Source organism: Pantoea sp. X-Soil-MYKO-1289 (genome assembly GCF_059730625.1).
Window position 1 is genome coordinate 1,472,810 of record NZ_AP036004.1, and the last position, 26,386, is coordinate 1,499,195.

Genomic DNA, 26,386 nt, shown 5'->3' on the forward strand with positions numbered 1-26,386 from the left:
AGTATTGACGCCATGCCTGTTTAATTTAGCCTTGCGCAGCTGAACAGGTTAACTATTTTTTCCAGTAACGACGTTTTGCCGTCTGGAGTTTTTCATAAGCCTGCAGCAGCGCCTGGTGCGCCGGGAAGGCTTTGAGGTCGTCGTCAACGGCCTGCAGACCGTAGAAGGGCGCTTCGCCGCTGATGGCCGCCGACGCCGCTTCCAGCGCTTCCGCACCGTACATGCGCGTGAAGGCGTGATGATACTGCAGCGGGTCGCGCTCATCTTCCATCGCCAGCAGCAGCAGCGTCTGCAGGCAGCGGTAGTAGTTGGCGCGTTCCGCTGAAAAGATCGAGCCGTTGAACTCCATGGTCCATTCGGTCCAGATTAGCGCCTGATCCAGGTCGCCCCCAGCCAGCGCCAGCATCGCCTTCAGCTCGCCGATGCGCAGCGTGTACCAGCCGTTGTCTTTGCCGCTCGCCAGCCCCAGCAGTTCGCGCACGCGGGTAAAGTCGTCATGGCCTTCTTCATCCAGCTGGGCAATCAGGTCAAGATACTCTTCCGGATTCCAGTTGCTGGCAGGCAGCGCCAGCAGCGTGTCGCGCAGGCCCGCGCCCATGTTGTTGTTCGCCAGCACCAGATCTTCCGCCGGATAGATATCGGACATGCCCGGCACGATAATGCGGCAGGCGTAGACGCCCAGGTGATCGTAATCCGCGATATAGACTTCCTGCCCTTCCTCGCGGAAGATCGCCATCAGGGTGGCGAACTCTTCCTGGGTCGTGCCGCTGAATGACCAGTCGACGAAGGGATAGTCCGCTTTTTCTTTGAACAAATCCCAGGAGATAAGGCCGCTGGAGTCGATAAAGTGCGTCTCGAGGTTGGCGTGCTCGGCGACTTCTTCATCGTCGAAGGTTGGCGGCGTAAAGACGTCGAGATCTTTCAGGCTGCGGCCCTGCAGCAGCTCGGTAACGGTACGCTCAAGGGCGACGCCGAAATCGGGATGCGCGCCGAAAGAGGCGAAACAGGTGCCGTTTTGCGGGTTGAACAGCACCACGCAGATCACCGGATATTTGCCGCCCAGCGAGGCGTCATAGGCGAAAATCGGGAAGCCTTCCGCTTCGAGGCGCGCAATCGCCTCTACCACGCCAGGATAGCGCTGCATCACGCTCTCAGGAATTGTCGGCAGGCTGATCGCTTCGGCGATAATGCGGTTTTTGATATAGCGCTCAAACACCTCGGAAAGCCCCTGCACGCGCGCTTCGTTGGCGGTATTGCCCGCCGACATGCCGTTGGAGACGTAGAGGTTGCCGATGATGTTCATCGGGATATAGACGGTCTGCTGATCGGACTGACGGGTAAACGGCAGGCCGCAGATGCCGCGCTCGGCGTTGCCGGACTGCAGATCCACCAGCTCCGGCGCGGTCAGCGCGTCGTCAGGATCGTAAAAAGCGCGCAGGCGCGCATCCAGAATGCCTTCCGGCAATGAGCCGTCCGCCGGGATCGGGAACCATTTCTCGTCCGGGTAGTGAACGAAATCGCCGTTGGCGATCGATTTGCCCAGCCAGAAGTCGGCGAAGAAATAGTTAGTCGAGAGACGCTCGAAATATTCGCCCAGCGCCGACGCCAGCGCGGCTTTCTTGCTGGCGCCTTTGCCGTTGGTAAAGCAGAGCGGACAATCGCGGTCGCGAATATGCACGGACCAGACGTGGGGAACCGGATTAAGCCAGGAGGCTTCTTCAATATTAAAGCCAAGGTCGGTCAGTTTTTGCTGGAAGCGCGCGATGGAATCTTCCAGTGCTGCGTCTTTGCCGGGAATAAACGTTTGCGTCATGGAACCGCTCTCTCATATATATAGTGGGCGTAAAGCGCGCAATGATACGGACTTTGCCGCCGTGGCGCTATGAAGACGGGATAAATTTCTACCCGCCATTATCCTGAAAGCGGCGTGGCAGAAGGACTCTCTTTTCTCACTCAACGAGCCGCCTCACAAAATTTCGCGCTGCGTTTCATTTGTAACATAAGCTGCGGCGCGGCAGATTCAGAAAATGTGATCCCTTCCCGATTTATCATTGCAGGCGCCATAAGGCAGTGATAAAACCGGTAAGCAATTCATAACCGTTCTGGATAACGTGGTGAGGGGAAATGACGCAGATTTATAATTTTAGTTCCGGTCCAGCGATGCTGCCGGTTGAAGTGCTCCGTCGTGCAGAACAAGAACTGACAAACTGGCACGGTCTGGGGACCTCCGTTATGGAGATCAGCCATCGCAGCAAAGAGTTTCTCAAGGTAGCGGAAGAGGCGGAGCAGGACTTACGCGATCTTCTGAAAATCCCGGCTAACTACAAAGTTTTATTCTGCCACGGCGGCGCGCGCGCGCAGTTCGCTGCGGTGCCGGGCAACCTGCTGGGCGAGGCGACCACGGCGGATTACGTCGACGGCGGCTACTGGGCGCACAGCGCCATTAAAGAAGCGGAAAAGTATTGCACGCCGCGCACGCTGGACGTCAAGACTACCCGTGACGGCAAACGCGCTATCCTGCCGATGAGCCAGTGGGCGCTGAGTAGCGACGCCGCTTACGTGCACTACTGCCCCAACGAGACCATCGACGGCATCGCGATCGACGAACAGCCCGACTTCGGCGACAAAATCGTCGTTGCCGATCTCTCCTCTACCATTTTGTCGCGTCCGCTGGACATCAACCGTTACGGCGTGATCTACGCCGGCGCGCAGAAGAATATCGGCCCGGCCGGGTTGACCATCGTCATCGTGCGCGACGATCTGCTGGGCAAAGCCCGCCAGTCCGTTCCCTCTATTCTCGATTATCAGGTGCTGGCGGAAAACGACTCTATGTTCAATACGCCGCCGACCTTTGCCTGGTATCTCTCCGGCCTGGTGTTTAAATGGCTGAAAGAGAAGGGCGGCGTCAGCGAAATCGACAAAATCAATCAGGCTAAAGCCGATCTGCTCTACGGCCTGATCGATAGCAACCCGTTTTACCGCAACGACGTCGCGACGGAAAACCGTTCGCGCATGAACGTGCCTTTCCAGCTGGCGGACGCCGCGCTGGACAAACTGTTCCTGGAAGAGTCGTTCAACGCGGGCCTGCACGCTCTGAAAGGCCATCGCGTGGTAGGCGGTATGCGCGCATCGATCTACAATGCGATGCCGCTGGAAGGCGTCAAAGCGCTGACCGACTTTATGGCTGACTTCGCACGTCGTCACGGTTAAGCCTGAGCTGTAGCGTCGGCGCTAGCGCCGACTTCAGACCCCGTCTCGCGGCGGGGTTTTGTCCTTTTCTGGAGATTTGGTTTCACATGCAGGACTCCCTGACCTTACAACCGATTGCACGCGTTGACGGCACCGTTAACCTGCCGGGTTCAAAAAGCGTTTCTAACCGCGCGCTGCTGCTGGCTGCGCTGGCGAAAGGCACCACGCGTCTGACGAACCTGCTGGACAGCGATGACGTTAAACATATGCTGAACGCCCTTAAGGCGTTGGGCGTCGATTTTACTCTCTCCGCCGACCGCACCCAGTGCGACGTGGTGGGACAGGCAGGGGCGCTGCGCGCCTCTCAGCCGCTGGAGCTGTTTCTCGGCAACGCGGGCACGGCGATGCGGCCGCTGGCGGCGGCGCTCTGTCTCGGCGAGCAGGATATCGTTCTGACCGGCGAACCGCGCATGAAAGAGCGTCCAATCGGACATCTGGTCGACGCGCTACGTCAGGGCGGCGCGCAGATTGAGTATCTGGAGAACAGCGATTACCCGCCGCTGCGCCTGAAAGGCGGCTTCACCGGCGGCGACGTCAGCGTGGACGGCAGCGTCTCCAGCCAGTTCCTGACCGCGCTGCTGATGACCGCGCCGCTGGCGGAGCGCGATACCCAGATCGCCATTAAAGGCGAGCTGGTCTCTAAACCCTATATCGATATTACGCTGCATCTGATGCGCTGCTTCGGCGTCGAGGTCGAAAACCAGCACTACCAGCGCTTTATCATTAAAGGCCAACAGCAGTATCAGTCGCCAGGCGACTATCTGGTAGAGGGCGACGCCTCTTCCGCCTCCTATTTCCTCGCCGCCGCCGCCATTAAAGGCGGAACCGTGCGCGTCACCGGCATCGGCCGCGACAGCGTGCAGGGCGATATCCGCTTTGCCGACGTGCTGGAAAAAATGGGCGCAACCGTCGAGTGGGGCAGCGACTATATCGCCTGTACCGCTGGCGAGCTTAACGGCATTGATATGGATATGAACCATATTCCCGACGCCGCGATGACCATCGCCACGGCGGCACTGTTCGCTAAAGGCCCGACGCTGCTGCGCAATATCTACAACTGGCGCGTTAAAGAGACCGATCGCCTGGCTGCAATGGCCACCGAGCTGCGTAAAGTGGGCGCGGAAGTGGAAGAGGGGCATGATTTTATCCGCATCACCCCGCCGGAAACACTGCGTCACGCGGAGATCGGCACCTACAACGATCACCGGATGGCGATGTGCTTCTCGCTGGTGGCGCTCTCCGATACGCCCGTGACTATCCTCGATCCCGGCTGTACTGCGAAAACCTTCCCCGACTATTTCCAGCAGCTGGCCAAAATCAGCCAGAACGCCTGATTTTCACCGCGCCGGAGAGCGAGACTCTCCGGCATTCTCACTGCCTCTGGCCTCACTGACCAAGATATGTTCTGAATCTGCTGCAATTTATAGCGATGTCTCCGCTAAAAGGTAACGACATTAGCCTGGGCCGCGTATAATGCTTCCAGTTCTGAACAGCCTGAAGGCTGAACTATTTCGCGCAGCAACAGGAGAGAATAATGACGGCAACTGCCCCGGTTATAACTGTCGACGGACCTAGCGGCGCAGGCAAAGGCACGTTGTGCAAAGCGATGGCGGAAGCGCTGCAGTGGCATCTGCTCGACTCCGGCGCCATCTATCGCGTTCTGGCGCTGGCTGCGCTGCATCATCAGGTGGATATTGAATCCGAAGAGGCGCTGGTGCCGCTGGCGGCCCATCTGGACGTGCGTTTCGTGTCGCAAGAGGGCGAACTGCGGGTCATCCTCGAGGGCGAAGAGGTCACCGGCGAAATCCGCACGCAGGACGTCAGCAACACCGCGTCGCGCGTCGCCGCTTTTCCCCGCGTGCGTGAGGCGCTGCTGCGCCGCCAGCGCGCCTTTCGCGACGAGCCCGGCCTAATCGCCGACGGCCGCGATATGGGCACGGTGGTTTTCCCTGACGCGCCGGTAAAAATTTTCCTCGACGCCAGCCCGGAAGAGCGCGCCCAGCGCCGTATGCTACAGTTGCAGGAAAGCGGCTTTAGTGTTAACTTTGATCGCCTTTTAGCCGAGATAAAAGAACGTGATGACCGCGATCGCAACCGCGCCATTGCGCCTTTAGTCCCCGCCGCCGATGCGCTGGTTCTGGATTCTACGCAGTTATCCATCGAACAAGTCATTGATCAGGCGCTGGAATATGCCCGCACAAAGCTGGGCATTTAATCTTTTCGGCCAAACAGAATTGCAGTAACCCTGTGCCAGGGAAAGCGCGCAGGGCATGTGAAACAACCCCATCCGACAATGACGTCAGGTGGACGTTAAATTGAAGAATCCTAAGATTATCAATATGACTGAATCTTTTGCTCAACTCTTTGAAGAGTCCCTGAAAGAAATCGAAACCCGCCCGGGTTCCATCGTTCGTGGCGTTGTTGTCTCTATCGACAAAGACGTCGTTCTGGTTGATGCGGGTCTGAAATCTGAGTCTGCCATTCCGGCAGAGCAGTTCAAGAACGCAGCCGGCGAACTGGAAATCCAGGTTGGTGACGAAGTTGACGTTGCCCTGGATGCAGTGGAAGACGGCTTCGGTGAAACCCTGCTGTCCCGTGAGAAAGCTAAACGTCATGAAGCCTGGATCACGCTGGAAAAAGCTTACGAAGACGCTGAAACTGTTACCGGTGTTATCAACGGCAAAGTTAAAGGTGGCTTCACAGTTGAGCTGAACGGTATTCGTGCGTTCCTGCCAGGTTCACTGGTTGACGTGCGTCCGGTACGCGACACGCTGCACCTGGAAGGCAAAGAGCTTGAATTCAAAGTAATCAAGCTTGATCAGAAGCGTAACAACGTCGTGGTGTCTCGCCGCGCGGTTATCGAATCTGAGAACAGCGCTGAGCGCGATCAGCTGCTGGAAAACCTGCAGGAAGGCATGGAAGTCAAAGGTATCGTTAAGAACCTCACTGACTACGGCGCATTCGTTGATCTGGGCGGCGTCGACGGCCTGCTGCACATCACCGACATGGCGTGGAAACGCGTTAAGCATCCGAGCGAAATCGTCAACGTGGGCGACGAAATCACTGTTAAAGTGCTGAAGTTCGACCGCGAGCGTACCCGTGTATCTCTGGGCCTGAAACAGCTGGGCGAAGATCCGTGGGTGGCTATCGCTAAGCGCTACCCGGAAGGCACTCGCCTGACCGGTCGTGTAACCAACCTGACTGATTACGGCTGCTTCGTAGAAATCGAAGAAGGCGTTGAAGGTCTGGTACACGTTTCTGAAATGGACTGGACCAACAAAAACATCCACCCGTCTAAAGTTGTTAACGTGGGCGACGTGGTTGAAGTTATGGTTCTGGACATCGACGAAGAGCGTCGTCGTATCTCCCTGGGCCTGAAGCAGTGCAAAGCCAACCCATGGCAGCAGTTTGCTGAGACCCACAACAAGGGCGACCGCGTTGAAGGTAAAATCAAGTCAATCACTGACTTCGGTATCTTCATCGGCCTGGACGGCGGCATCGACGGCCTGGTTCACCTGTCTGACATCTCCTGGAACGCGACTGGCGAAGAAGCCGTTCGTGAGTACAAAAAAGGCGACGAAATCGCTGCCGTTGTACTGCAGGTTGACGCAGAGCGTGAGCGCATCTCTCTGGGCGTGAAACAGCTGGCTGAAGATCCGTTCAACAACTACATCACCCTGAACAAGAAAGGCGCCATCGTTACTGGTAAAGTAACGGCAGTTGACGCTAAAGGTGCTACAGTTGAACTGGCAGACGGCGTTGAAGGTTACCTGCGCGCTTCTGAAGCTTCACGTGACCGCGTTGAAGACGCAACTCTGGTTCTGAATGTTGGCGACGATGTTGAAGCTAAATTCACCGGCGTTGATCGTAAAAACCGCGTTGTTAGCCTGTCTGTCCGTGCGAAAGACGAAGCTGACGAGAAAGATGCCATCGCAACTGTGAACAACAAGCAGGAAGAAAGCAATTTCTCCAATGCTATGGCTGAAGCGTTCAAAGCAGCTAAAGGCGAGTAATCGACCTGAAGCAACCGGGCAGGGAAATCTGCCCGGTTACGGTAGCAAGCTGTCATACCTTTCCCACAAGGATTAACCGGAGGTTACATGACCAAGTCAGAACTGATTGAAAGACTTGCTGGCCAGCAGACTCATATTCCGGCGAAAGTCGTTGAGGATGCTGTAAAAGAGATGCTGGAGCACATGGCCACTACGCTGGCCCAGGGCGAACGCATTGAAATCCGGGGATTCGGCAGCTTTTCTTTGCATTACCGCGCGCCGCGTACGGGTCGTAACCCGAAAACGGGCGACAAAGTGGAACTGGAAGGTAAATACGTTCCCCACTTCAAGCCGGGCAAAGAGCTGCGAGACCGTGCAAACATTTACGGTTAAGCCGTAACCGAACGCAGAAACGACATCTCAGGATGTCGTTTTTTTTTGCCCGCCGTTTCTTTGCGAGCCTGGCTGACAGGCTCTGCAATCGCCCTGAAATCTTCCTCTTTTTTTGCGAGGCCGCGCTGAAGCGCGCCAGCCTCAGCCTGACCGCGCGCCGCATTATCTGCATACTCTCAGCGTGTTAAACCGGGACGAGAGCAAGATGACAGCAACGCTTATTGCCAGAATCGCTATTCTCGCCGCGCTGCCGCTGCTGTTTCTTCATCGGCTTCCATCAACAGCAGGCATCGCGGCAATCGCCTGCGCAGGCATGCTGCTGCTGTGGACGCAGTCGGCGTGGCTGCGCATGGCGGCGATAGCGCTGCTGCTGTGCAGCTGGATGCTGGGAGCCGCACGCTCAGCTGTGACCGCGATAGAAACCGCCAGCGCTGCGCCCGCCAGCTACAGCGTGCGCATCGATGAGGTTCAGCAAGAGAGGCGACAGATCAAGGTGCAGCTATTAACGCGAGAAGGGCGCTATCTGTTTCCGCCGCGTTTCGCCTGGCTGTCGCTCGGAGAGAGCGAGCAAGTCTGGTGCCCTGGGCAGCGCTGGGAGATGCAGCTCAGCCTGCGGCCCGTGCATGCCCGGCTCAATGAAGGGGAGTTCGACGCGCAGCGTTTCGCGCTGGCGAATCATATGGGGCTGCGAGGCCGTATTCAGCAGCAACGGCCAGAATCCCTGGCCTGCAGCTGGCGCTGGCAGCGCATCCTGCGCGATCTGCCAGCGATTAACGCGCTTGAGCAGCGCGCCGTTGTTGAGGCGCTCGCGTTCGGCGAGCGGGCGGAAATGGGCGACGCGCTGCGTCAGCTGCTGCGGGAAACCGGCACGGCGCATCTGATGGCGATTTCAGGTATGCATATCGCGCTGGCCGCCAGCAGCGGCTGGCTTATGGCGCGGGCGGTTCAGCTGGCGCTGCCGGCGCGCCTTATCGGCTATCTGTTCCCGCTGCTGACGAGCTGGCTGCTGGCGGCGCTTTATACCTGGCTTTCCGGCTGTCATGCGCCCGCCCAGCGCGCGTTAATCGCCCTGACGCTATGGCTTATTTTTCGTATCAGAGGCGTGCAGCTTAGCGGCTGGCAGGTCTGGAGCCTGTGCGTCGGCGGGCTGCTGCTGTTCGATCCCCTCAACGTGCTCTCAGAGAGTTTCTGGCTCTCGGCGCTGGCGGTTGCCTTTTTGCTGATCTGGTACCACTGGTTTCCTTTACCGGCGCGCTGTCGTCGCGGCTGGCGCTGGCTGCCGGTTCAGCTACTGCACCTGCAGCTCGGCATGATGCTGCTGATGGCGCCGCTGCAGGTGATGCTGTTTGAGGGCATTAGCCTCTCGGCGCTGGCGGCGAATATGCTGGCGATACCGGTGATCTCTTTTATCAGCGTGCCGCTTATCCTGCTGGCGATGTTGACGCCGGTCAGCGCGATCTGCGCCGCGCTCTGGCGGCTGGCGGACATCTCCATCGCCTGGCTGATGGCGGCGCTGGAGACTTTGCCCGATGGCTGGTGGGCGTTTCATGACGGCGGCACGCTGGCGCTGCTACTGTGGGGCGGGCTGATTATCTGGCGCTGCGCGCTGTTTCACGCCGCCCCGGTCAGTTGCGCGGCGCTGGTGCTGGCGCTGCTGGCCTGGCGCTGGCCGCGCGACGAACCGGGCTGGCGTATCGATATGCTGGATGTCGGGCAGGGGCTGAGCGTGGTGATCCGTCAGGGAAGAGAGGCGATGCTCTATGATACCGGACCGGCCTGGGAACACGGCGACGCCGGCACGCGCCACATTATTCCCTGGCTGACGCGTAAACGGCTGCGCCTTCAGACGGTCGTGCTCAGCCACCGCCATCTCGATCACAGCGGCGGATTAAAGGCGATAAAACAGCGCTGGCCCGCGGTGCCGATACGCAGCGCCACGCTCGATGCCGCTCATCTGCCCTGTATGCGCGGCGTGCGCTGGCGTTGGGGGGCGCTGAATATCGAAGCGCTGTGGCCGCCCGCGCGCTCGGCGGTCAGCAACAATAACGACTCCTGCGTGCTGAGCGTGGATGACGGCGTCACGCGCCTGCTGCTGATGGGCGATCTGGAGGCGCCGGCGGAGCGGCAGCTGGTGGCGCTGGAAAAAAGCGGGCTCAGGGCCGATATCATCCAGGTGCCGCACCACGGCAGTCGCACCTCGTCAACGCCGCTGCTGCTGCGCAACGTGGGCGGAGGTATCGCTATCGCCTCAATGGCGCGCTACAACGCCTGGCATATGCCGGTCAACAGCGTGCTGGAAAACTACCGCCGCGCGGGCTTCGCCTGGCACGACACCGCCCTGTCGGGCCAGATAACCCTGACCGTCGCCGGCCGCAAAACCGCGGTTTCTGGCCTGAGAGAGCAAATTTTGCCCCGTTGGTACCATCAGTGGTTTGGCGTCAAACGGGAATCCAGGTAGAATGAGCGGCTATTTCAAACAGCGTGAATAAATAATGCATCAAGATAAAGATCTCTCAACGTGGCAGACATTTCGTCGACTCTGGCCGATGATCGCGCCCCATAAAGCGGGTTTATGCGTGGCCGCTGTGGCCCTGATACTTAACGCCGCGGGCGACACGCTCATGCTCTCCCTGTTGAAGCCTTTACTGGATGATGGGTTTGGTAAAGCGGATAAGTCGGTGCTGATCTGGATGCCGCTGGCCGTTATCGGGCTGATGCTGATCCGCGGCGTCACCAGCTATATTTCCAGCTACTGCATCTCCTGGGTCTCCGGCAACGTCGTGATGAATATGCGCCGTCGCCTCTTTAGCCACATGATGGGCATGCCGGTCTCGTTCTTCGACCAACAGTCAACAGGCACGCTGCTGTCGCGCATCACCTACGATTCCGAGCAGGTCGCCTCTTCCTCCTCCAGCGCGCTGGTAACCGTAGTGCGCGAAGGCGCGTCGATTATCGGCCTGTTTATCATGATGTTCTACTACAGCTGGCAGCTGTCGCTCATCCTGATTGTGCTGGCGCCTGTCGTCTCTCTGGCGATTCGCTCGGTCTCTAAGCGCTTTCGCAGCATCAGCAAAACCATGCAGAACACCATGGGGCAGGTGACTACCAGCGCCGAGCAGATGCTGAAAGGGCACAAAGAAGTGCTGATTTTCGGCGGTCAGGAAGTGGAGTCGGAGCGTTTCGCCCGCGTCAGCAACCGCATGCGTCAGCAGGGCATGAAGCTGGTATCGGCCTCATCCATCTCCGATCCGGTGATCCAGCTGATCGCCTCGCTGGCGCTGGCGTTCGTACTTTACGCCGCCAGCTTTCCCAGCGTGATGGATACGCTGACCGCAGGCACCATCACCGTGGTCTTCTCATCGATGATCGCGCTGATGCGTCCGCTGAAATCCCTGACTAACGTCAACGCGCAGTTCCAGCGCGGTATGGCGGCGTGTCAGACGCTTTTCTCTATCCTCGACAGCGAGCAGGAAGTCGACACCGGCACGCGCGAAATTCAGCGCGCCAGAGGCGACGTGGAGTTTCGCAATGTCACCTTTACCTATCCTGGCCGCGATACGCCAGCGCTGCGCGATATCAACCTGGCGCTGCCGGAAGGCAAAACCGTGGCGCTGGTTGGACGCTCCGGCTCAGGCAAGTCGACGCTGGCCAGCCTGCTGACGCGCTTTTACGACATTCAGCAGGGCGAAATCTTGCTGGACGGCCACGACCTGCGCGAATACACGCTGCGTTCGCTGCGCAATCAGGTTGCGCTGGTTTCACAGAATGTTCACCTGTTTAACGACACCATCGCCAACAATATCGCCTATGCGCGCAGCGAGCAGTATAGCCGCGCCGAGATCGAGCGCGCCGCGACCATGGCGCACGCTATGGACTTCATCAACAAGATGGATAACGGGCTGGATACGGTGATCGGCGAAAACGGCGTGCTGCTCTCCGGCGGCCAGCGTCAGCGTATCGCCATTGCGCGCGCGCTGCTGCGCGACTGTCCGATTTTGATCCTGGACGAGGCGACCTCCGCGCTCGATACCGAATCGGAACGCGCCATCCAGTCGGCGCTGGACGAGCTGCAGAAAAACCGCACCTCGCTGGTTATCGCTCACCGCCTGTCGACCATCGAGAAAGCCGATGAAATCGTGGTGGTGGAGGATGGCCGTATTGTCGAGCGCGGCACCCATGCCGATCTGCTGGCTCAGCGGGGCGCCTATGCTCAGCTGCATAAGATGCAGTTTGGGCAATGATCGAACGTATCTGGAGTGGACGCTCGCCGCTGTGGCTGCTGCTGTGGCCGCTTAGCCTGATTTACGGCGCGGTCTCCTCTCTGATTCGTCTTAGCTATCAGCGCGGCTGGCGTAAAAGCTGGCGCGCGCCGGTTCCGGTGGTGGTGGTCGGTAATCTCACCGCAGGCGGCAACGGCAAAACGCCGGTCGCGATCTGGCTGGTGCAGGCGTTACAGCGCCGCGGCCTTCGCGTCGGCGTGGTTTCGCGCGGCTACGGCGGCAAAGCGGAGCGCTATCCGCTGCTGGTCAATGCCGATACGCCGACGGAGCAGGCGGGCGATGAGCCAGTGCTGATCGCTCAGCGCACCGGCGCGCCAGTCGCGGTGGCGCCGAAGCGCCGCGCCGCGGTTGAAGCGCTGCTCGCCAGCCACCCCATCGATCTCATCATTACCGACGATGGCCTGCAGCACTACGCGCTGCAGCGCGATCGCGAAATCGTGGTGGTCGACGGCGTCCGCCGCTTCGGCAACGGCTGGTGGCTGCCGGCCGGGCCGATGCGCGAGCGCGCTTCGCGTCTGGGACAGGTAGACGCCGTTATTGTTAACGGCGGCCGCGCGGAAGCGGATGAAATCGCGATGTCGCTGCGGCCTGGCGATGCGGTCAACCTGCACACGCAGCAGATCGCGCCGCTTTCCGCGCTGGAAAATGTGGTGGCGATGGCCGGCATCGGGCATCCGCCGCGCTTTTTCGCTACCCTTAACCAGCATGGCGTCACGCCGGTCGCCGAGATCGCCTTCGCCGATCATCACGCCTACAGTCAGGAGGAGCTGGCCGGTTTAGTGGCCAGGGGGCAAATCCTGCTGATGACCGAAAAAGACGCGGTTAAGTGCCGTCGCTTCGCCCAGCCTGACTGGTGGTATCTGCCGGTCGAAGCCGAACTGAGCGGCAGCGCCGTCGCCCCGCTGCTGGACGATATCGAACGTCTGGCGCGGCAGCGCCCAGGCAGGTCCGCAGACTAACCTCTCGCCGAATGCAGGAAGGGAATGAACACAACGCTTTCGCTTTCGCTTCAACAGGCACGAAATCTTCATCTGGCGGCGCAGGGTCTGCTGCGCGCGCCGTCGAAACGCGCGCGCTATGCGGATCTGCTCGCGGCGGTGCGGCGCATGTCGCTGCTGCAAATCGATACCATCCACGTCGTCGCGCGCAGCCCTTATCTGGTGCTGTTCAGCCGTCTCGGCAGCTACCCGCCGCGCTGGCTGGAAGAGGCGCTGGCGCAGGGCGAGCTGTTTGAATACTGGGCGCACGAAGCCTGCTTTATTCCCCGCGAAGATTACCGGCTGCTGCGCCACCGCATGCTCGAACCCGAGCGCCTTGGCTGGAAATATAACGCCCAGTGGATGCAGGATCATCAGCAGGAAATCGCCGACCTGCTGCGGCATATTGCCGATAAGGGGCCGGTTCGCGCCGCCGACTTCGCCAGCGGCGCCGATCACAAACCCGGCTGGTGGGCGTGGAAGCCGCACAAGCGGCATCTGGAAAATCTTTTCAGCGCGGGCGAGCTGATGGTCAGCGAGCGGCGCAATTTTCAGCGGGTTTACGATCTGCGTTCACGGGTGCTGCCGGAGTGGCAAGATGCGCTGCACGCCCTTAGCGAAGCGGACGCGCAGTGGGAGATGCTGCGCAACAGCGCGCGCAGCCTCGGTATTTTTCGCGCCGCCTGGCTGCCGGATTACTATCGCCTAAAACGGGTGGCGCTGAAGCCTTACCTGGAGAAAGCGCAGCAGGCGGGCGAAATTATGCCGGTCGAGGTGGCCGGGCTCGGCGAGATGTGGCTGCATCGCGATCTGCTGCCGCTGCTCGACGCGCCGCTTAACGCCACGCACAGCGCCATTCTGTCGCCTTTCGATCCATTGGTGTGGGATCGGCGGCGCGCGCTGGAGCTGTTCCAGTTCGACTATCGCATCGAATGCTATACGCCGGAGGCGAAACGCAAATATGGCTATTTCGTCCTGCCGGTGCTGCATCGCGGCGCGATCAAGGCCAGGCTGGACGCCCGCATGCAGCGCCAGGCGCGGCAGCTGGTGATCAACAACTTTTGGCTGGAGCCGGACACGCGCGTCACCGCCGCATTCGTCAGGGATATTCGTCAGGCGATTGAGCGCTTTGCGGCCTGGCAGAATGCGGAGAGCGTGCTGTTCGAACAGATGCCCGCCGCGCTACGGCCGCACTGGCCTGGCGTCTGGACGCTCGATTCCTGAGCTTTGCGGTCTGCGCCGCAGTTTCGCGGCCGCTTTCCGCGCACGCTGAAACACTGCGCTATGGTATCCTTAGCGCCTTATGCAATCGGTCCGCAATGGAGGACATATGGATCACCGCTTACTCGAAATTGTTGCCTGCCCGGTGTGCAACGGCAAGCTTTACTACAACAACGCCCAGCAGGAGCTGATCTGCAAACCTGACGCGCTCGCCTTTCCGGTGCGCGACGGCATTCCGGTGCTGCTGGAAAACGAAGCGCGCACGCTCGCTGTGGAAGAGATCCATCCATGAGTTTCACGGCGATTATTCCCGCGCGCTACGCCTCGACGCGCCTGCCCGGCAAACCGCTGGTCGATATCGCCGGAAAGCCGATGATCGTTCACGTGATGGAGCGCGCGCGCGCCTCTGGCGCCAGCCGCGTGATTGTCGCCACCGATCATCCGGATGTGAAAACAGCGGTTGAAGCGGCCGGCGGCGAAGTCTGCATGACGCGCGCCGACCATCAGTCAGGCACGGAGCGGCTGGCTGAGGTGATCGAAACCTGCGGGTTCGCCGACGATGAGATTATCGTCAACGTACAGGGCGACGAACCGCTGATCCCGCCGGAAATCGTACGCCAGGTGGCGGCGAATCTGGCGGGCGCGCAGGCGGGCATGGCGACGCTGGCGGTGCCGATTCATGACGCGGAAGAGGCGTTTAACCCTAACGCGGTGAAGGTGGTGATGGACGCGCAGGGCTACGCGCTCTATTTCTCTCGCGCCACTATTCCCTGGGATCGCGAGCGTTACGCCGCGTCCCGCGAGGAAATCGGCGATACGCTGCTGCGCCATATCGGCATCTACGCCTATCGCGCCGGCTTTATTCGTCGCTACGTCTCCTGGGCGCCTTGCCCGCTGGAGCGGATCGAACTGCTGGAGCAGCTTCGCGTGCTCTGGTACGGCGAAAAAATCCATGTCGCCGTCGCGGAAACCGTGCCGGGCACAGGCGTGGATACGCCGGAAGATCTGGCGCGCGTGCGCGCCGCGCTGCAGGGCTGATGGCGTCGGGGAGCCATCCCCGACGCTTTTATTGATCTATTTCTGCTTTTTCGCCCGCTGAGGCCTCCAGGATGGTGTGATGTTTTCCTTGAGGAGGATGCATGGAAAGTCTCAAATCTGAACTCTCGCTGGTGCTGGGCGAGACGGTCGGCCGGCTCGAAACCATCAGCGAACAGCCGCCGACGCGGCTCTATGCGCTCTACGATCGCCAGGACAAACCGATGCCGCTGGTGGCGAAATATTTCCGTCATCAGGGACGTGCCGCGCTTGAGGCGAAAAAGCTGGCGCTGCTCGGCCATGAAGGGCTGATCGCCGTGCCGGCGGTTTATGGTCTGGTGCTGAGCCAGCAGCCGCCGGCGCATGAAATGCTGCTGATGGCGCGGCTGAACGGCGTCTCCGCCGAAGCGCCGACCCGCGACGCCGCTCGCTGGCAGCAGCTGTGCGAAGAGGTGGTGGAAGGACTGCTCGCCTGGCATCGCATCAGCGGACATGGCCTGGTCGGCACCGTCGACAGCACCCAGCAAAACAGCTGGCCTGCCTGGTTCCATCAGCGCGTGGAAGTGCTCTGGTCCACGCTCAGCTACCTGCAGCCACCCGCGTTCACCCATGCCGACCGCCAGGTGCTGTTTCGCAGCCGCGAGCAGCTGGCGCATCTGTTTCGCGACTTCGACGATCCCTGCGTCATGCTGCATGGCAATCTGCGTCTCACCAGCATTGTCAAAAATGCGCGCAGCGATCAGCTGCTGGCGATGACCCAGCCCGGCGCCATTTTATGGGGGCCGCGCGAATATGAGCTGATGCAGCTGGGCGAAAGTCCGGCGGAGCAGGCGCTGATGGCGCGCTATCTACAGTGCGCGCCGGTCTCCGAAGGCTTTCTCTGGCGGCGCTGGCTTTATCAGCTGTGGGACTGCATCGACGGTCTGGTGCAGTATGGCGAATTCGACCGCGCGCGCTTCGATCACGCCCATGCGCAGCTACTGCCCTGGCTCGGCTGAGGGCGCGTCGCCACCTTTTAGCCACTGCCACGCCTGTCCCAACGTCTCATAGACGACCCGGTCGCTGTGGCTCAGCCAGAGCGGCGAAGGGATCGCGCGCTCCCACCAGTTAAGCGGCGAAGCGATCGCCAGCTGATTGGCGGGCGCGGCAAGCGGCGTTAAGCCGGCAGCGTGAAAGAAATTCAGGGCGCGCGCCATATGATTGGCGGAGGTGACGAGCAGGAAGGGGCGCTGGCCGACGACGCCGCGCACCGCGCGCGCCTCCTGTTCGGTATCTTTCGGCCGATCCAGCACCTGAATATGATCTGGCGGCACGCCCAGGCTCAGCGCGACCGAGGCGGCGACCTGCGCGTTGCTGACGGGGTTCTGTCCGGCGGCGGCGCCGGTGAAGATCATCGTTGCCTGCGGGTTGCGTCGCCACTGGCGCACGCCTTCGGCAACGCGCGGCAGGCTGTTGCCGATCAGGTTCGAACTCGGGGCCCAGTCGGGGTTAAAGGTGTAGCCGCCGCCCAGCACCACGATAAAATCGACCTTCTCGCTGCCGTTCCAGGTAGGGTAACGTGACTCCAGCGGCAGCAGCAGGCGATCGGCGACCGGCTGCAGACTCAACAGCAGCAGCAGCGCCCAGCTCAGCGAGACTAAAATTTTGCCGCTTTTGTGCCATCGGCTAAACCAAAGCAGTAAAATACCCGCTGCCATCAACAGCAGCAGCAGCGGTAAAGGCATCAACAGACCGCCTGTTAGTTTTTTCAGTCCAAAAAACATCAAAAAAACTCCTTGTTGTCCGAAAAAACAGCAGCTGGAAAGGAAGAAGGGGATGAAAGGTTCATTCTTCATGAGCCTGTGACAAAATAGCACAAGTCTGAGCGCAGCATACCGGAGCCCACGCCATGCAGGATCGTAACTTCGACGATCTCGCGGAAAAATTTTCGCAAAATATTTACGGCACCACCAAAGGGATGGTGCGTCAGGCGATCCTCTGGGACGAGCTTGAGGCGATTCTGCCGACGCTCGGCGCGGCGCCGCTGCGCGTGCTGGATGCCGGCGGCGGGCTGGGGCAAATCTCCAGCGGGCTGGCGCAGCGCGGCCACCAGATCCTGCTGTGCGATCTCTCGGCGGAGATGCTGCGCCGGGCGCAGCAGCATGCCGAGGCCCAGCAGGTGATCCATAACATGCAATTCAGACAAATCGCCGTGCAGCAGGTGGGCGATCATTTGGATACGCCGGTGGATCTGGTATTGTTTCACGCTGTGCTTGAGTGGGTCGCAGAGCCTGAAAAAGCGCTGCAGGCGCTGTTTGACGCGCTGCGCCCCGGCGGCGTGATGTCGCTGATGTTTTTTAACCGCCACAGCCTGGTGTTTCGCAACCTGACGCTGGGGAACTTCGGCTATCTGCGCGTCAATATGGCGAAGCAGAAGAAGCGCTCCCTGTCGCCGGATTACCCGCGCGATCCAGAGGATGTCTATCGCTGGCTCGCCGCGTGCGGCTTTGAGATCGAGCAGCGTACGGGCGTGCGCGTCTTCAGCGACTACATGAAAGCCCCGCCGGCGGACGGCGGAGGCGACGCGAGCATTCTTGAGATGGAGCGACGCTACTGTCGCCAGGAACCCTTTTTAAGCCTGGGACGCTACATCCACGTGACCGCGCGTAAACCAGGGCAGAAGGACGAACTATGAGTGAATTTTCCCAGACGGTACCCGAGCTGGTCAGCTGGGCGCGCAAGAATGACTTTTCCCTTGCGCTGCCGGTCGATCGTCTGGCTTTTCTGCTGGCCATCGCCACCCTGAACGGCGAGCGAATGGACGGCGAAATGAGTGAGGGCGAGCTGATCGACGCTTTTCAGCACGTCAGCAAAGCCTTTGAGCAAACCCATGAAACCGTGGTGGTGCGCGCCAACAACGCCATCAACGATATGGTGCGCCAGCGTCTGATCAACCGCTTTACCAGCGAGATGACGGAAGGGCACGCCATTTATCGTCTGACGCCGCTGGCGATCGGCATCACCGACTACTACATCCGCCAGCGCGAATTCTCGACGCTGCGCCTGTCGATGCAGCTGTCGATCGTGGCGGGCGAGCTGAAGCGCGCCGCCGATGCGGCGGAAGAGGATGGCGATGAGTTCCACTGGCACCGCAACGTCTTCGCGCCGCTGAAATATTCCGTGGCCGAAATCTTCGACAGCATCGACATGACGCAGCGCCTGATGGATGAACAGCAGCAGGCGGTCAAGAACGATATCGCCGATCTGCTGAACAAAGACTGGCGCGCGGCGATCTCCAGCTGCGAAATGCTGCTGTCGGAGACCTCCGGCACGCTGCGCGAGCTGCAGGATACGCTGGAGGCGGCGGGCGATAAGCTGCAGGCCAACCTGCTGCGCATCCAGGACGCCACGCTCAGCAGCCCCGATCTCGGCTTTGTCGATAAGCTGGTGTTCGATCTGCAAAACAAGCTGGACCGCATTATCAGCTGGGGCCAGCAGGCGATCGACCTGTGGATCGGCTATGACCGCCACGTCCACAAATTCATTCGAACCGCTATCGATATGGACAAGAACCGCGTCTTTGCGCAGCGCTTGCGCCAGTCGGTGCAGAACTACTTCGACCAGCCGTGGGTGCTGACCTACGCCAGCGCCGATCGCCTGTTTGATATGCGCGACGAGGATCTGACGCTGCGCAACGACGAGGTAATGGGCGAACTGCCCGCCGAGCTGGAATATGAAGAGTTCAACGAGATCCGCGAACAGCTGGCGGCGATGATCGAAGAGGCGCTGCTGAGCTACAAATCCGAACAGAAACCGCTCAACCTCGCCACGGTGATGCGCGACTATCTTGCCCAGTATCCGCGCGCGCGCCACTTTGACCTGGCGCGTATCGTCGTCGATCAGGCGGTGCGTCTCGGCGTGGCGGAAGCCGATTTAGCCGGTCTGCCCGCGCAGTGGCAGGCCATTAATGATTACGGAGCCAAGGTGCAGGCACATGTCATCGACAAATATTGAACAAGTGATGCCGCTTAAGCTGGCGCAGGCACTGGCGAACCCGATTTTTCCCGCGCTCGACAGCCAGCTGCGCGCCGGTCGCCATATCGGCATCGAAGAGCTGGACCAGCACGCTTTTCTGATGGACTACCAGACTTTCCTGGAAGAGTTTTACGCCCGCTACAACGTCGAGTTAATTCGCGCGCCAGAGGGCTTTTTCTACCTGCGTCCGCGCTCCACCACGCTGATCCCGCGCTCGGTGCTCTCTGAGCTGGATATGATGGTCGGCAAGCTGCTCTGCTACCTCTATCTCAGCCCGGAGCGTCTGGCGAACGAAGGCATCTTTACCCAGCAGGAGCTGTATGACGAGCTGCTGGCGCTGGCTGACGAGAACAAGCTGCTCAAGCTGGTGAACCAGCGCTCCACCGGCTCCGATCTCGATCGCGCCAGGCTGCAGGAGAAAATGCGCGCCTCGCTGAGCCGACTGCGTCGACTCGGCATGGTGTGGTTTATGGGCAACGACAGCAGCAAATTCCGCATTACCGAATCGGTGTTTCGCTTCGGCGCCGACGTGCGCAGCGGCGACGATCCGCGTGAGGCGCAGCTGCGCCTGATCCGCGACGGCGAAGCCATGGCGCTCGACAGCGTGAGCGCGACCAGCGAGCAGGATGATATTGACAGCGACGCGAGTGATAGCGCGGAGGAAGAACAGGCATGATTGAACGCGGAAAATTTCGTTCGCTTACCCTGATCAACTGGAACGGCTTTTTTGCCCGCACTTTTGATCTCGACGAACTGGTCACCACCTTGTCGGGCGGCAACGGCGCAGGCAAATCCACCACTATGGCCGCCTTCGTAACGGCGCTGATCCCGGATCTGACGCTGCTGCACTTCCGTAACACCACGGAGGCGGGCGCTACCAGCGGTTCGCGCGATAAGGGCCTGCACGGCAAGCTGCGCGCCGGCGTCTGCTACGCGGTGCTCGACGTGATCAACTCGCGTCACCAGCGCGTTATCGCCGGCGTGCGTCTGCAGCAGGTAGCCGGCCGCGATAAAAAGGTCGATATCAAACCGTTCAGCATTCACGGGCTGCCGATGGATAGCCAGCCGACCGACATGCTGACCGAGATTATGAATAGCCGCCAGGCGCGCGTGCTGCCGCTGAGCGAGGTCAAAGATCGCGTCGAAGCGCAGGAAGAAGTGCAATTCCGCCAGTTCAGCTCGGTCACCGACTACCACGCGATGATGTTTGAGCACGGCATTGTACCGCGCCGCCTGCGCTCCGCCGGCGATCGCAGCAAATTCTACCGTTTGATCGAAGCGTCGCTCTACGGCGGCATCTCCAGCGCCATCACCCGCTCGCTGCGCGACTACCTGCTGCCGGAAAACGGCGGCGTGCGCAAAGCGTTTCAGGATATGGAAGCGGCGCTGCGCGAAAACCGCATGACGCTGGAGGCGATCCGCGTCACGCAGTCCGATCGCGACCTGTTTAAGCATCTGATCTCCGAAGCCACCAGCTACGTCTCGGCGGACTATATGCGTCACGCTAACGAGCGACGTATTCATCTCGACGGCGCGCTGCAGCTGCGCCGCGATCTCCTCTCCAGCCGTAAACAGCTGGCCACGGAGCAGTATCGCCATATCGAGATGGCGCGCGAGCTTGCCGAGCACGGCGGGGCGGAGAACGATCTGGAAGCGGACTATCAGGCCGCCAGCGATCACCTCAATCTGGTGCAGACCGCAATGCGCCAGCAGGAAAAAATCGAGCGCTACGAAGCTGACCTCGATGAGCTGACGCATCGTCTGGAAGAGCAGAACGAAGTGGTGGCGGAAGCGCGCGAAGCGCAGGAAGAGAACGAAGCGCGCGCCGAAGCGGCGGAGCTGGAGGTTGACGAGCTGAAAAACCAGCTGGCCGATTTCCAGCAGGCGCTCGACGTGCAGCAGACGCGGGCGATTCAGTATCAGCAGGCGCTGCAGGCGCTGGAGCGCGCGAAGACGCTGTGCCAGCTGCCCGATCTGACCATCGACAACGCCGACGAATGGCAGGCGCGTTTCCAGGCGACCGAAGAAGAAGCGACGGATACCCTGCTGCGTCTGGAACAGAAGCTGAGCGTGGCGGAAGCGGCGCACAGCCAGTTCGAGCAGGCGCTGGCGCTGGTGACCAGCATCGCCGGCGACGTGCCGCGCCAGGAAGCCTGGCAAACCGGCCGCGAGCTGCTGCGCGACGCCGCCAATCAGCGTCACTACGCCGAGCAGCTCTCGTCGCTGCGCCTGCGCCTGAATGAGATGGAGCAGCGTCTGCGCGAGCAGCATGAGGCGGAGCGCCTGCTGGCGGAGTTCTGCAAACGGCAGGGCGCGCACTATGACGCCGACGCGCTGGAAGGGCTGCATAGCGAGCTGGAAGCGCAGATCGAACAGCTCAACGCCAGCGTCTCCGATGCGGGCGAACGCCGCATGGTGATGCGCCAGGAGCTGGAGTCGCTGCGCGAGCGCATTGCAACGCTGACCTCGCGCGCGCCGCACTGGCTGGCGGCGCAGGAGATCCTGACGCAGCTCAGCGAGCAGACCGGCGAGGCGCTGGAAAACAGCCAGCAGATCACCGAATACATGCAGCAGCTGCTGGAGCGCGAGCGCGAAACCACGGTAGAGCGTGACGAGGTCGCCGCGCGCAAACGCAGCGTCGAACGTAAAATTGAACGTCTCAGCCAGCCTGGCGGCGCGGAAGATGCGCGCCTGACGCAGCTGGCGGAACGCTTCGGCGGCGTGCTGCTTTCTGAAATTTACGACGACGTCACGCTGGAGGACGCGCCTTACTTCTCGGCGCTCTACGGCCCGTCGCGCCACGCTATCGTGGTGCCGGATCTGTCGCTGGTGCGCGAGCAGCTCGACGGTCTGGAAGAGTGCCCGGAAGATCTCTACCTGATTGAGGGCGATCCGCAGTCGTTCGACGACAGCGTCTTCGCCGTGGAAGAGCTGCAGAACGCGGTGGTGGTGAAGGTGGCGGAGCGTCAGTGGCGCTATTCACGCTTTCCAAAAGTGCCGCTGTTCGGCCGCGCCGCGCGTGAAAATCAGCTGGAGCAGCTGCACCTCGAGCGCGATCGCCTGGCGGAACGCTACGCCACGCTCTCGTTCGACGTGCAGAAAACGCAGCGTTTGCATCAGTCGTTCAGCCGCTTTATCGGCACCCATCTGGCGGTTGCCTTCGAGGAAGATCCCGAAGCGCAGATCCGCCAGTTCAACGCCCGTCGCACCGAGCTGGAGCGCGCGCTGGCGCAGCATGAAAGCGACAATCAGCAGCAGCGCCAGCAGTATGAGCTGGCGAAAGAGGGCGTGGCGCAGCTAAACCGCCTGCTGCCGCGCGTCAATCTGCTGCTGGACGACACGCTGGCCGATCGCTGCGACGAAATTCGCGAGCAGGTCGAAGAGGCGCAGGAGGCGGCGCGTTTCCTGCATCAGCACGGCGCGAAGCTGACGAAGCTCGAGTCGCTAATTGGCGTGTTGCAGAGCGATCCCGAGCAGCATGAACAGCTGCAGGCGGACTATCAGCAGGCGCAGCAGCAGCAGCGCGTCGCGCGTCAGCAGGCGTTCGCGCTGACGGAAGTGGTGCAGCGTCGCGCCCACTTCAGCTACGGCGACTCCGCCGGCATGCTGAACGGCAACAACGATCTCAGCGATAAGCTGCGTCGCCAGCTGGAGCAGGCGGAAGGCGAGCGCAGCCGCGCGCGCGAACGCCTGCGCGAGCAGCGGGCGCAGATGGCGCAGTACAGCCAGGTGCTGGCCTCCCTGAAAAGCTCGCACGACACCAAGCGCGACATGCTGAAAGAGCTGCTGCATGAGATGCAGGAGATCGGCGTGCACGCCGACGCCAGCGCGGAAGAGCGCGCGCGCATTCGCCGCGACGAGCTCTACGCGGCGCTGAGCCACAACCGCGCCCGTCGCAATCAGCTGGAAAAGCAGCTCACCTTCTGTGAAGCGGAAATGGAGAACCTGCAGAAACGGCTGCGCGTGCTGGAGCGCGACTACCACCGCATTCGCGAGCAGGTGGTGAGCGCCAAAGCGGGCTGGTGCAACGTGCTGCGGCTGGTAAAAGAGAACGGCGTCGAGCGGCGTCTGCACCGTCGCGAGCTGGCCTACCTGAGCGGCGACGAGCTGCGTTCGATGTCGGATAAGGCGCTGGGCGCGCTGCGTCTGGCGGTAGCGGATAATGAGCATCTGCGCGACGTGCTGCGCCTGTCGGAAGATCCGAAGCGTCCCGAGCGCAAGATCCAGTTCTTTATCGCCGTCTATCAGCATCTGCGCGAGCGCATCCGTCAGGACATTATTCGCACCGACGATCCGGTCGAGGCGATCGAGCAGATGGAAATCGAATTAAACCGTCTGACCGAAGAGCTGACGGCGCGCGAGCAGACGCTGGCGATCAGTTCGCGCAGCGTGTCGAATATTATTCGCAAAACCATACAGCGCGAGCAGAACCGCATTCGTCAGCTCAACCAGGGGCTGCAGATGGTGAGCTTCGGCCAGGTGCGCAGCGTGCGGCTTAACGTAAACGTGCGCGAAGCCCACGCCACGCTGCTGGATACGCTGTCGGAAGAGCATGAGCAGCATCAGGATCTCTTCAACAGCAGCCGTCTCACCTTCTCCGAAGCGCTGGCGAAGCTCTATCAGCGCCTCAATCCGCACATCGACATGGGTCAGCGCACGCCGCAGACCATCGGCGAAGAGCTGCTGGACTACCGCAACTACCTGGAGATGGAGGTCGAGGTCAACCGCGGCTCCGACGGCTGGCTGCGCGCCGAGAGCGGGGCGCTGTCGACCGGCGAGGCGATCGGCACCGGGATGTCGATCCTGGTGATGGTGGTGCAGAGCTGGGAAGAGGAGTCGCGCCGCCTGCGCGGCAAAGATATCTCTCCCTGCCGTCTGCTGTTCCTCGACGAAGCGGCGCGTCTGGATGCGCGCTCTATCGCCACGCTGTTTGAACTCTGCGAGCGTCTGGAGATGCAGCTGGTGATCGCGGCGCCGGAAAACATCAGTCCGGAAAAAGGCACTACCTATAAGCTGGTCCGTAAAGTGTTCAATAACACTGAACATGTGCACGTAGTCGGTCTGCGCGGCTTCTCTGCCGATGCGCCGACCACGCGCCGCGACAGCGAGGAGTCAGCCGGGGTGGAAGCGGAAAACTCGCAGGTTTAATCTGGTTAATAAGTAGCGCATTGGGTAATCTGTAAACGGCATTTGTCCTGTGAGGCAAATGCCGTTTTTTATTTGTATACTCAGGTCATGAGTAGCAGCCCAGTTGCAGCGGATCCAGGAAACGCTGCGTGGTAAACAAATAAGGGGGCAGGGATGTTGCTGACCAATAAAACCAACAATTATCTGTTTTCACTGCTGGCGCTCGCGCTGGCCTTGACGCCGCTGCATCTGACGCATGCGGCGGTTATTGCAGCGTTACCCGGTACTACGCACGCGACCATTTCAGTCAGCGATAGCCAGCAGCGCCTGCGTCAGGCGTTCGCCGGCAAAGAGCCGCCGTTCTATTTAGCCTCGCTGGCGACGCTCTATGCGGCGCACAATATGCAGCCGATGTGGCAGGATCGCGCGGCGGTGCAGCAGTTCCAGCAGCAGCTGGCGGAAATCGCCATGTCGGGCGTGCAGCCGCAGTTTACGCGCTGGGTCGATCGTCTGACCGATCCTGGCATCAACGGCTTCGCGCGCGACGTGGTGCTCAGCGACGCGATGCTGGGCTATCTGCAGTTCGTCTCCAGCGTGCCGACCCAGGGTGAAAGCTGGCTCTACAGCAACGTGCCCTACAAGCTGGCGCAGCCGCCGGTATCGGTAGTGAACCAGTGGCAAAACGCAGTGCTGGCGGGCGGCTCCGCCGCATTTGTCGCCTCGCTGGTGCCGCAGCACCCGCAATATGCGCCGATGCACGCCGCGCTGAAGCAGATGCTCACCGACTCGCGTCCCTGGCCGCAGCTGAAAAACCGCGAAACGCTGCGTCCGGGTCAGGTGAGCGACGACGTTCCGGCGCTGCGCGAAATCTTACAGCGCACCGGCATGCTCTCCGCGCAGCCGGTCGCGCCGGGCCCGGCGGACGATGCGGTGCCTACTGCGCCGGTTCCGGCGAACCAGAGTGGTCAGCCCGCGGCGGTTAGCCCTTCAGCGGCCAGCGTCGGCGATCTCGCCGCACAGACGCCGCAGCAGACAGGCAACGTGCAGAATGGCGCCGCTGACGCGGTTAGCGACAACGTCTATGACGCCGCGCTAGTGGAGGGCGTTAAACGCTTCCAGCAGTGGCAGGGATTAGGCGGCGACGGCGCGGTCGGTCCGCGCACCCGCGAATGGCTCAACGTCACGCCGCAGATGCGCGCCGCGCTGCTGGCGCTGAATATTCAGCGTTTGCGCCTGCTGCCGGACGATATGCACAACGGCATCATGGTCAACATTCCCAACTTTTCGCTGACCTACTACAACAACGGCAACAAGATCCTGTCGTCGCGCGTGATTGTCGGCCGTCCCGATCGTAAAACGCCGCTGATGCGCAGCGCGCTGAATAACGTGGTGCTTAACCCACCGTGGAACGTGCCGACAACGCTGGTGCGTCAGGATATTATTCCCAAGGTGAAGCAGGATCCGAATTATCTCTACAAGCACGGCTATACGCTGCTCTCCGGCTGGAGCGCGGACGCAGAGGTGATCGATCCCAGCATGATTGACTGGAGCATGGTATCCGCCTCGTCGTTCCCCTATCGGCTGCGTCAGGCGCCGGGCAACACCAACTCGCTGGGCCGCTATAAGTTCAACATGCCCAGCTCGGACGCCATCTACCTGCACGACACGCCCAACCACGCCCTGTTTCAGCGCGATATCCGCGCACTGAGCTCAGGCTGCGTGCGCGTCAACAAAGCGTCAGAGCTGGCGGGAGTGCTGCTGCAGGATGCTGGCTGGAATGATTCACGCATTTCCGACCAGTTAAAACAGGGCGATACGCGCTACGTGCCGATTCGACACCGCATTCCGGTGAATTTGTACTATCTGACTGCCTGGGTAGCCGATGACGGCAAGCCGCAGTTCCGCACAGATATTTACAATTATGATAATCCTGCCCGTTCCGGCAGTCAGGCGCTGGCGCGCGCTGGACAGCTGCTGCTCTAATCCTTGATTTTCCAACCCTGTTCCTTTTCGCCGCCGCTGCGATAAGGATTCCAGAATGGCGATCCCGTCCGGGATCGCCGCACAAACCTCTTTACCGCGGGTTGACGTAATCCGG

The 26,386-nt window shown here is 60.8% G+C and carries 19 protein-coding genes; 17 read left to right on the forward strand and 2 right to left on the reverse strand.

Annotated elements, in window-relative coordinates; all coding sequences use genetic code 11:
* Positions 1–52: 52 nt before the first annotated feature.
* Positions 53–1,813, reverse strand: a complete 1,761-nt coding sequence (ycaO, locus tag AC6I7Z_RS07030; protein WP_497813652.1) for a 30S ribosomal protein S12 methylthiotransferase accessory factor YcaO — start codon at positions 1,811–1,813, stop codon at positions 53–55.
* A gap of 311 nt (positions 1,814–2,124) precedes the next feature.
* Between ycaO and serC the strand changes: the two genes are divergently transcribed.
* The 12 genes from serC (at position 2,125) to AC6I7Z_RS07090 (ending at position 16,145) form a co-directional block, all read left to right on the forward strand.
* Complete coding sequence (gene serC / locus AC6I7Z_RS07035; protein WP_497813653.1) at positions 2,125–3,210, forward strand: 3-phosphoserine/phosphohydroxythreonine transaminase; 1,086 nt, start codon at positions 2,125–2,127, stop codon at positions 3,208–3,210.
* 86 nt (positions 3,211–3,296) lie between these two features.
* Positions 3,297–4,583 (forward strand): 3-phosphoshikimate 1-carboxyvinyltransferase, encoded by a 1,287-nt coding sequence (gene aroA / locus AC6I7Z_RS07040; protein WP_497813654.1) that lies wholly within the window; start codon positions 3,297–3,299, stop codon positions 4,581–4,583.
* 200 nt (positions 4,584–4,783) lie between these two features.
* Positions 4,784–5,464 (forward strand): (d)CMP kinase, encoded by a 681-nt coding sequence (gene cmk, locus AC6I7Z_RS07045; RefSeq protein ID WP_497813655.1) that lies wholly within the window; start codon positions 4,784–4,786, stop codon positions 5,462–5,464.
* Positions 5,465–5,588: 124 nt separating this feature from the next.
* Positions 5,589–7,262, forward strand: a complete 1,674-nt coding sequence (gene rpsA, locus AC6I7Z_RS07050; RefSeq protein WP_048784670.1) for a 30S ribosomal protein S1 — start codon at positions 5,589–5,591, stop codon at positions 7,260–7,262.
* Between the two features lie 87 nt (positions 7,263–7,349).
* The gene (gene ihfB / locus AC6I7Z_RS07055) at positions 7,350–7,634 is read left to right on the forward strand and encodes an integration host factor subunit beta (RefSeq protein WP_033751281.1); all 285 of its coding nucleotides are present in this window, start codon (positions 7,350–7,352) and stop codon (positions 7,632–7,634) included.
* A 205-nt stretch (positions 7,635–7,839) separates the two neighbouring features.
* Positions 7,840–10,092, forward strand: coding sequence for a DNA internalization-related competence protein ComEC/Rec2 (locus AC6I7Z_RS07060; protein WP_497813656.1), 2,253 nt, complete (start codon positions 7,840–7,842; stop codon positions 10,090–10,092).
* 34 nt (positions 10,093–10,126) lie between these two features.
* On the forward strand, positions 10,127–11,875 hold the full coding sequence (gene msbA / locus AC6I7Z_RS07065) for a lipid A ABC transporter ATP-binding protein/permease MsbA (RefSeq protein ID WP_497813657.1): 1,749 nt from the start codon (positions 10,127–10,129) through the stop codon (positions 11,873–11,875).
* Positions 11,872–12,873 (forward strand): tetraacyldisaccharide 4'-kinase, encoded by a 1,002-nt coding sequence (gene lpxK / locus AC6I7Z_RS07070; protein ID WP_497813658.1) that lies wholly within the window; start codon positions 11,872–11,874, stop codon positions 12,871–12,873. The genes msbA and lpxK overlap by 4 nt, the downstream gene beginning before the upstream one ends.
* Before the next feature lie 24 nt (positions 12,874–12,897).
* Positions 12,898–14,115 (forward strand): winged helix-turn-helix domain-containing protein, encoded by a 1,218-nt coding sequence (locus AC6I7Z_RS07075; RefSeq protein WP_497813659.1) that lies wholly within the window; start codon positions 12,898–12,900, stop codon positions 14,113–14,115.
* A 106-nt stretch (positions 14,116–14,221) separates the two neighbouring features.
* Positions 14,222–14,404: a Trm112 family protein gene (locus tag AC6I7Z_RS07080; RefSeq protein ID WP_033751266.1), complete on the forward strand. Its 183-nt coding sequence runs from the start codon at positions 14,222–14,224 to the stop codon at positions 14,402–14,404.
* Positions 14,401–15,150: a 3-deoxy-manno-octulosonate cytidylyltransferase gene (gene kdsB, locus AC6I7Z_RS07085; RefSeq protein WP_033751263.1), complete on the forward strand. Its 750-nt coding sequence runs from the start codon at positions 14,401–14,403 to the stop codon at positions 15,148–15,150. Before AC6I7Z_RS07080 ends, kdsB begins: the two co-directional genes overlap by 4 nt.
* 101 nt (positions 15,151–15,251) lie before the next feature.
* Positions 15,252–16,145, forward strand: coding sequence for a fructosamine kinase family protein (locus tag AC6I7Z_RS07090; protein ID WP_497813660.1), 894 nt, complete (start codon positions 15,252–15,254; stop codon positions 16,143–16,145).
* Here AC6I7Z_RS07090 and elyC read toward each other — a convergent pair.
* Positions 16,125–16,910, reverse strand: a complete 786-nt coding sequence (elyC, locus tag AC6I7Z_RS07095; RefSeq protein WP_497813661.1) for an envelope biogenesis factor ElyC — start codon at positions 16,908–16,910, stop codon at positions 16,125–16,127. The genes AC6I7Z_RS07090 and elyC overlap by 21 nt on opposite strands.
* A 125-nt stretch (positions 16,911–17,035) precedes the next feature.
* Between elyC and cmoM the strand changes: the two genes are divergently transcribed.
* From cmoM to ldtD, 5 genes are all read left to right on the forward strand, one after another.
* On the forward strand, positions 17,036–17,821 hold the full coding sequence (gene cmoM, locus AC6I7Z_RS07100) for a tRNA uridine 5-oxyacetic acid(34) methyltransferase CmoM (RefSeq protein ID WP_497813662.1): 786 nt from the start codon (positions 17,036–17,038) through the stop codon (positions 17,819–17,821).
* The gene (mukF, locus tag AC6I7Z_RS07105) at positions 17,818–19,140 is read left to right on the forward strand and encodes a chromosome partition protein MukF (protein ID WP_033751254.1); all 1,323 of its coding nucleotides are present in this window, start codon (positions 17,818–17,820) and stop codon (positions 19,138–19,140) included. Before cmoM ends, mukF begins: the two co-directional genes overlap by 4 nt.
* Positions 19,121–19,837 (forward strand): chromosome partition protein MukE, encoded by a 717-nt coding sequence (gene mukE, locus AC6I7Z_RS07110; RefSeq protein ID WP_048784654.1) that lies wholly within the window; start codon positions 19,121–19,123, stop codon positions 19,835–19,837. Before mukF ends, mukE begins: the two co-directional genes overlap by 20 nt.
* Positions 19,834–24,309 (forward strand): chromosome partition protein MukB, encoded by a 4,476-nt coding sequence (gene mukB, locus AC6I7Z_RS07115; protein ID WP_497813663.1) that lies wholly within the window; start codon positions 19,834–19,836, stop codon positions 24,307–24,309. Before mukE ends, mukB begins: the two co-directional genes overlap by 4 nt.
* Positions 24,310–24,462: 153 nt before the next feature.
* Positions 24,463–26,271: a L,D-transpeptidase gene (gene ldtD / locus AC6I7Z_RS07120; RefSeq protein ID WP_497813664.1), complete on the forward strand. Its 1,809-nt coding sequence runs from the start codon at positions 24,463–24,465 to the stop codon at positions 26,269–26,271.
* The last annotated feature ends 115 nt before the right edge of the window (positions 26,272–26,386 follow it).

Excerpts from the sequence above, each read along its gene's own strand:
- ihfB (WP_033751281.1), top strand. The coding sequence starts at position 7,350 with ATGACCAAGTCAGAACTGATTGAAAGACTTGCTGGCCAGCAGACTCAT.
- elyC (WP_497813661.1), bottom strand. The coding sequence starts at position 16,910 with ATGTTTTTTGGACTGAAAAAACTAACAGGCGGTCTGTTGATGCCTTTA.
- ldtD (WP_497813664.1), top strand. The coding sequence starts at position 24,463 with ATGTTGCTGACCAATAAAACCAACAATTATCTGTTTTCACTGCTGGCG.
- kdsB (WP_033751263.1), top strand. The coding sequence starts at position 14,401 with ATGAGTTTCACGGCGATTATTCCCGCGCGCTACGCCTCGACGCGCCTG.
- msbA (WP_497813657.1), top strand. The coding sequence starts at position 10,127 with ATGCATCAAGATAAAGATCTCTCAACGTGGCAGACATTTCGTCGACTC.
- AC6I7Z_RS07090 (WP_497813660.1), top strand. The coding sequence starts at position 15,252 with ATGGAAAGTCTCAAATCTGAACTCTCGCTGGTGCTGGGCGAGACGGTC.
- AC6I7Z_RS07080 (WP_033751266.1), top strand. The coding sequence starts at position 14,222 with ATGGATCACCGCTTACTCGAAATTGTTGCCTGCCCGGTGTGCAACGGC.
- ycaO (WP_497813652.1), bottom strand. The coding sequence starts at position 1,813 with ATGACGCAAACGTTTATTCCCGGCAAAGACGCAGCACTGGAAGATTCC.
- rpsA (WP_048784670.1), top strand. The coding sequence starts at position 5,589 with ATGACTGAATCTTTTGCTCAACTCTTTGAAGAGTCCCTGAAAGAAATC.
- lpxK (WP_497813658.1), top strand. The coding sequence starts at position 11,872 with ATGATCGAACGTATCTGGAGTGGACGCTCGCCGCTGTGGCTGCTGCTG.
- cmoM (WP_497813662.1), top strand. The coding sequence starts at position 17,036 with ATGCAGGATCGTAACTTCGACGATCTCGCGGAAAAATTTTCGCAAAAT.
- mukB (WP_497813663.1), top strand. The coding sequence starts at position 19,834 with ATGATTGAACGCGGAAAATTTCGTTCGCTTACCCTGATCAACTGGAAC.
- aroA (WP_497813654.1), top strand. The coding sequence starts at position 3,297 with ATGCAGGACTCCCTGACCTTACAACCGATTGCACGCGTTGACGGCACC.
- mukE (WP_048784654.1), top strand. The coding sequence starts at position 19,121 with ATGTCATCGACAAATATTGAACAAGTGATGCCGCTTAAGCTGGCGCAG.
- AC6I7Z_RS07060 (WP_497813656.1), top strand. The coding sequence starts at position 7,840 with ATGACAGCAACGCTTATTGCCAGAATCGCTATTCTCGCCGCGCTGCCG.
- AC6I7Z_RS07075 (WP_497813659.1), top strand. The coding sequence starts at position 12,898 with ATGAACACAACGCTTTCGCTTTCGCTTCAACAGGCACGAAATCTTCAT.
- serC (WP_497813653.1), top strand. The coding sequence starts at position 2,125 with ATGACGCAGATTTATAATTTTAGTTCCGGTCCAGCGATGCTGCCGGTT.
- mukF (WP_033751254.1), top strand. The coding sequence starts at position 17,818 with ATGAGTGAATTTTCCCAGACGGTACCCGAGCTGGTCAGCTGGGCGCGC.
- cmk (WP_497813655.1), top strand. The coding sequence starts at position 4,784 with ATGACGGCAACTGCCCCGGTTATAACTGTCGACGGACCTAGCGGCGCA.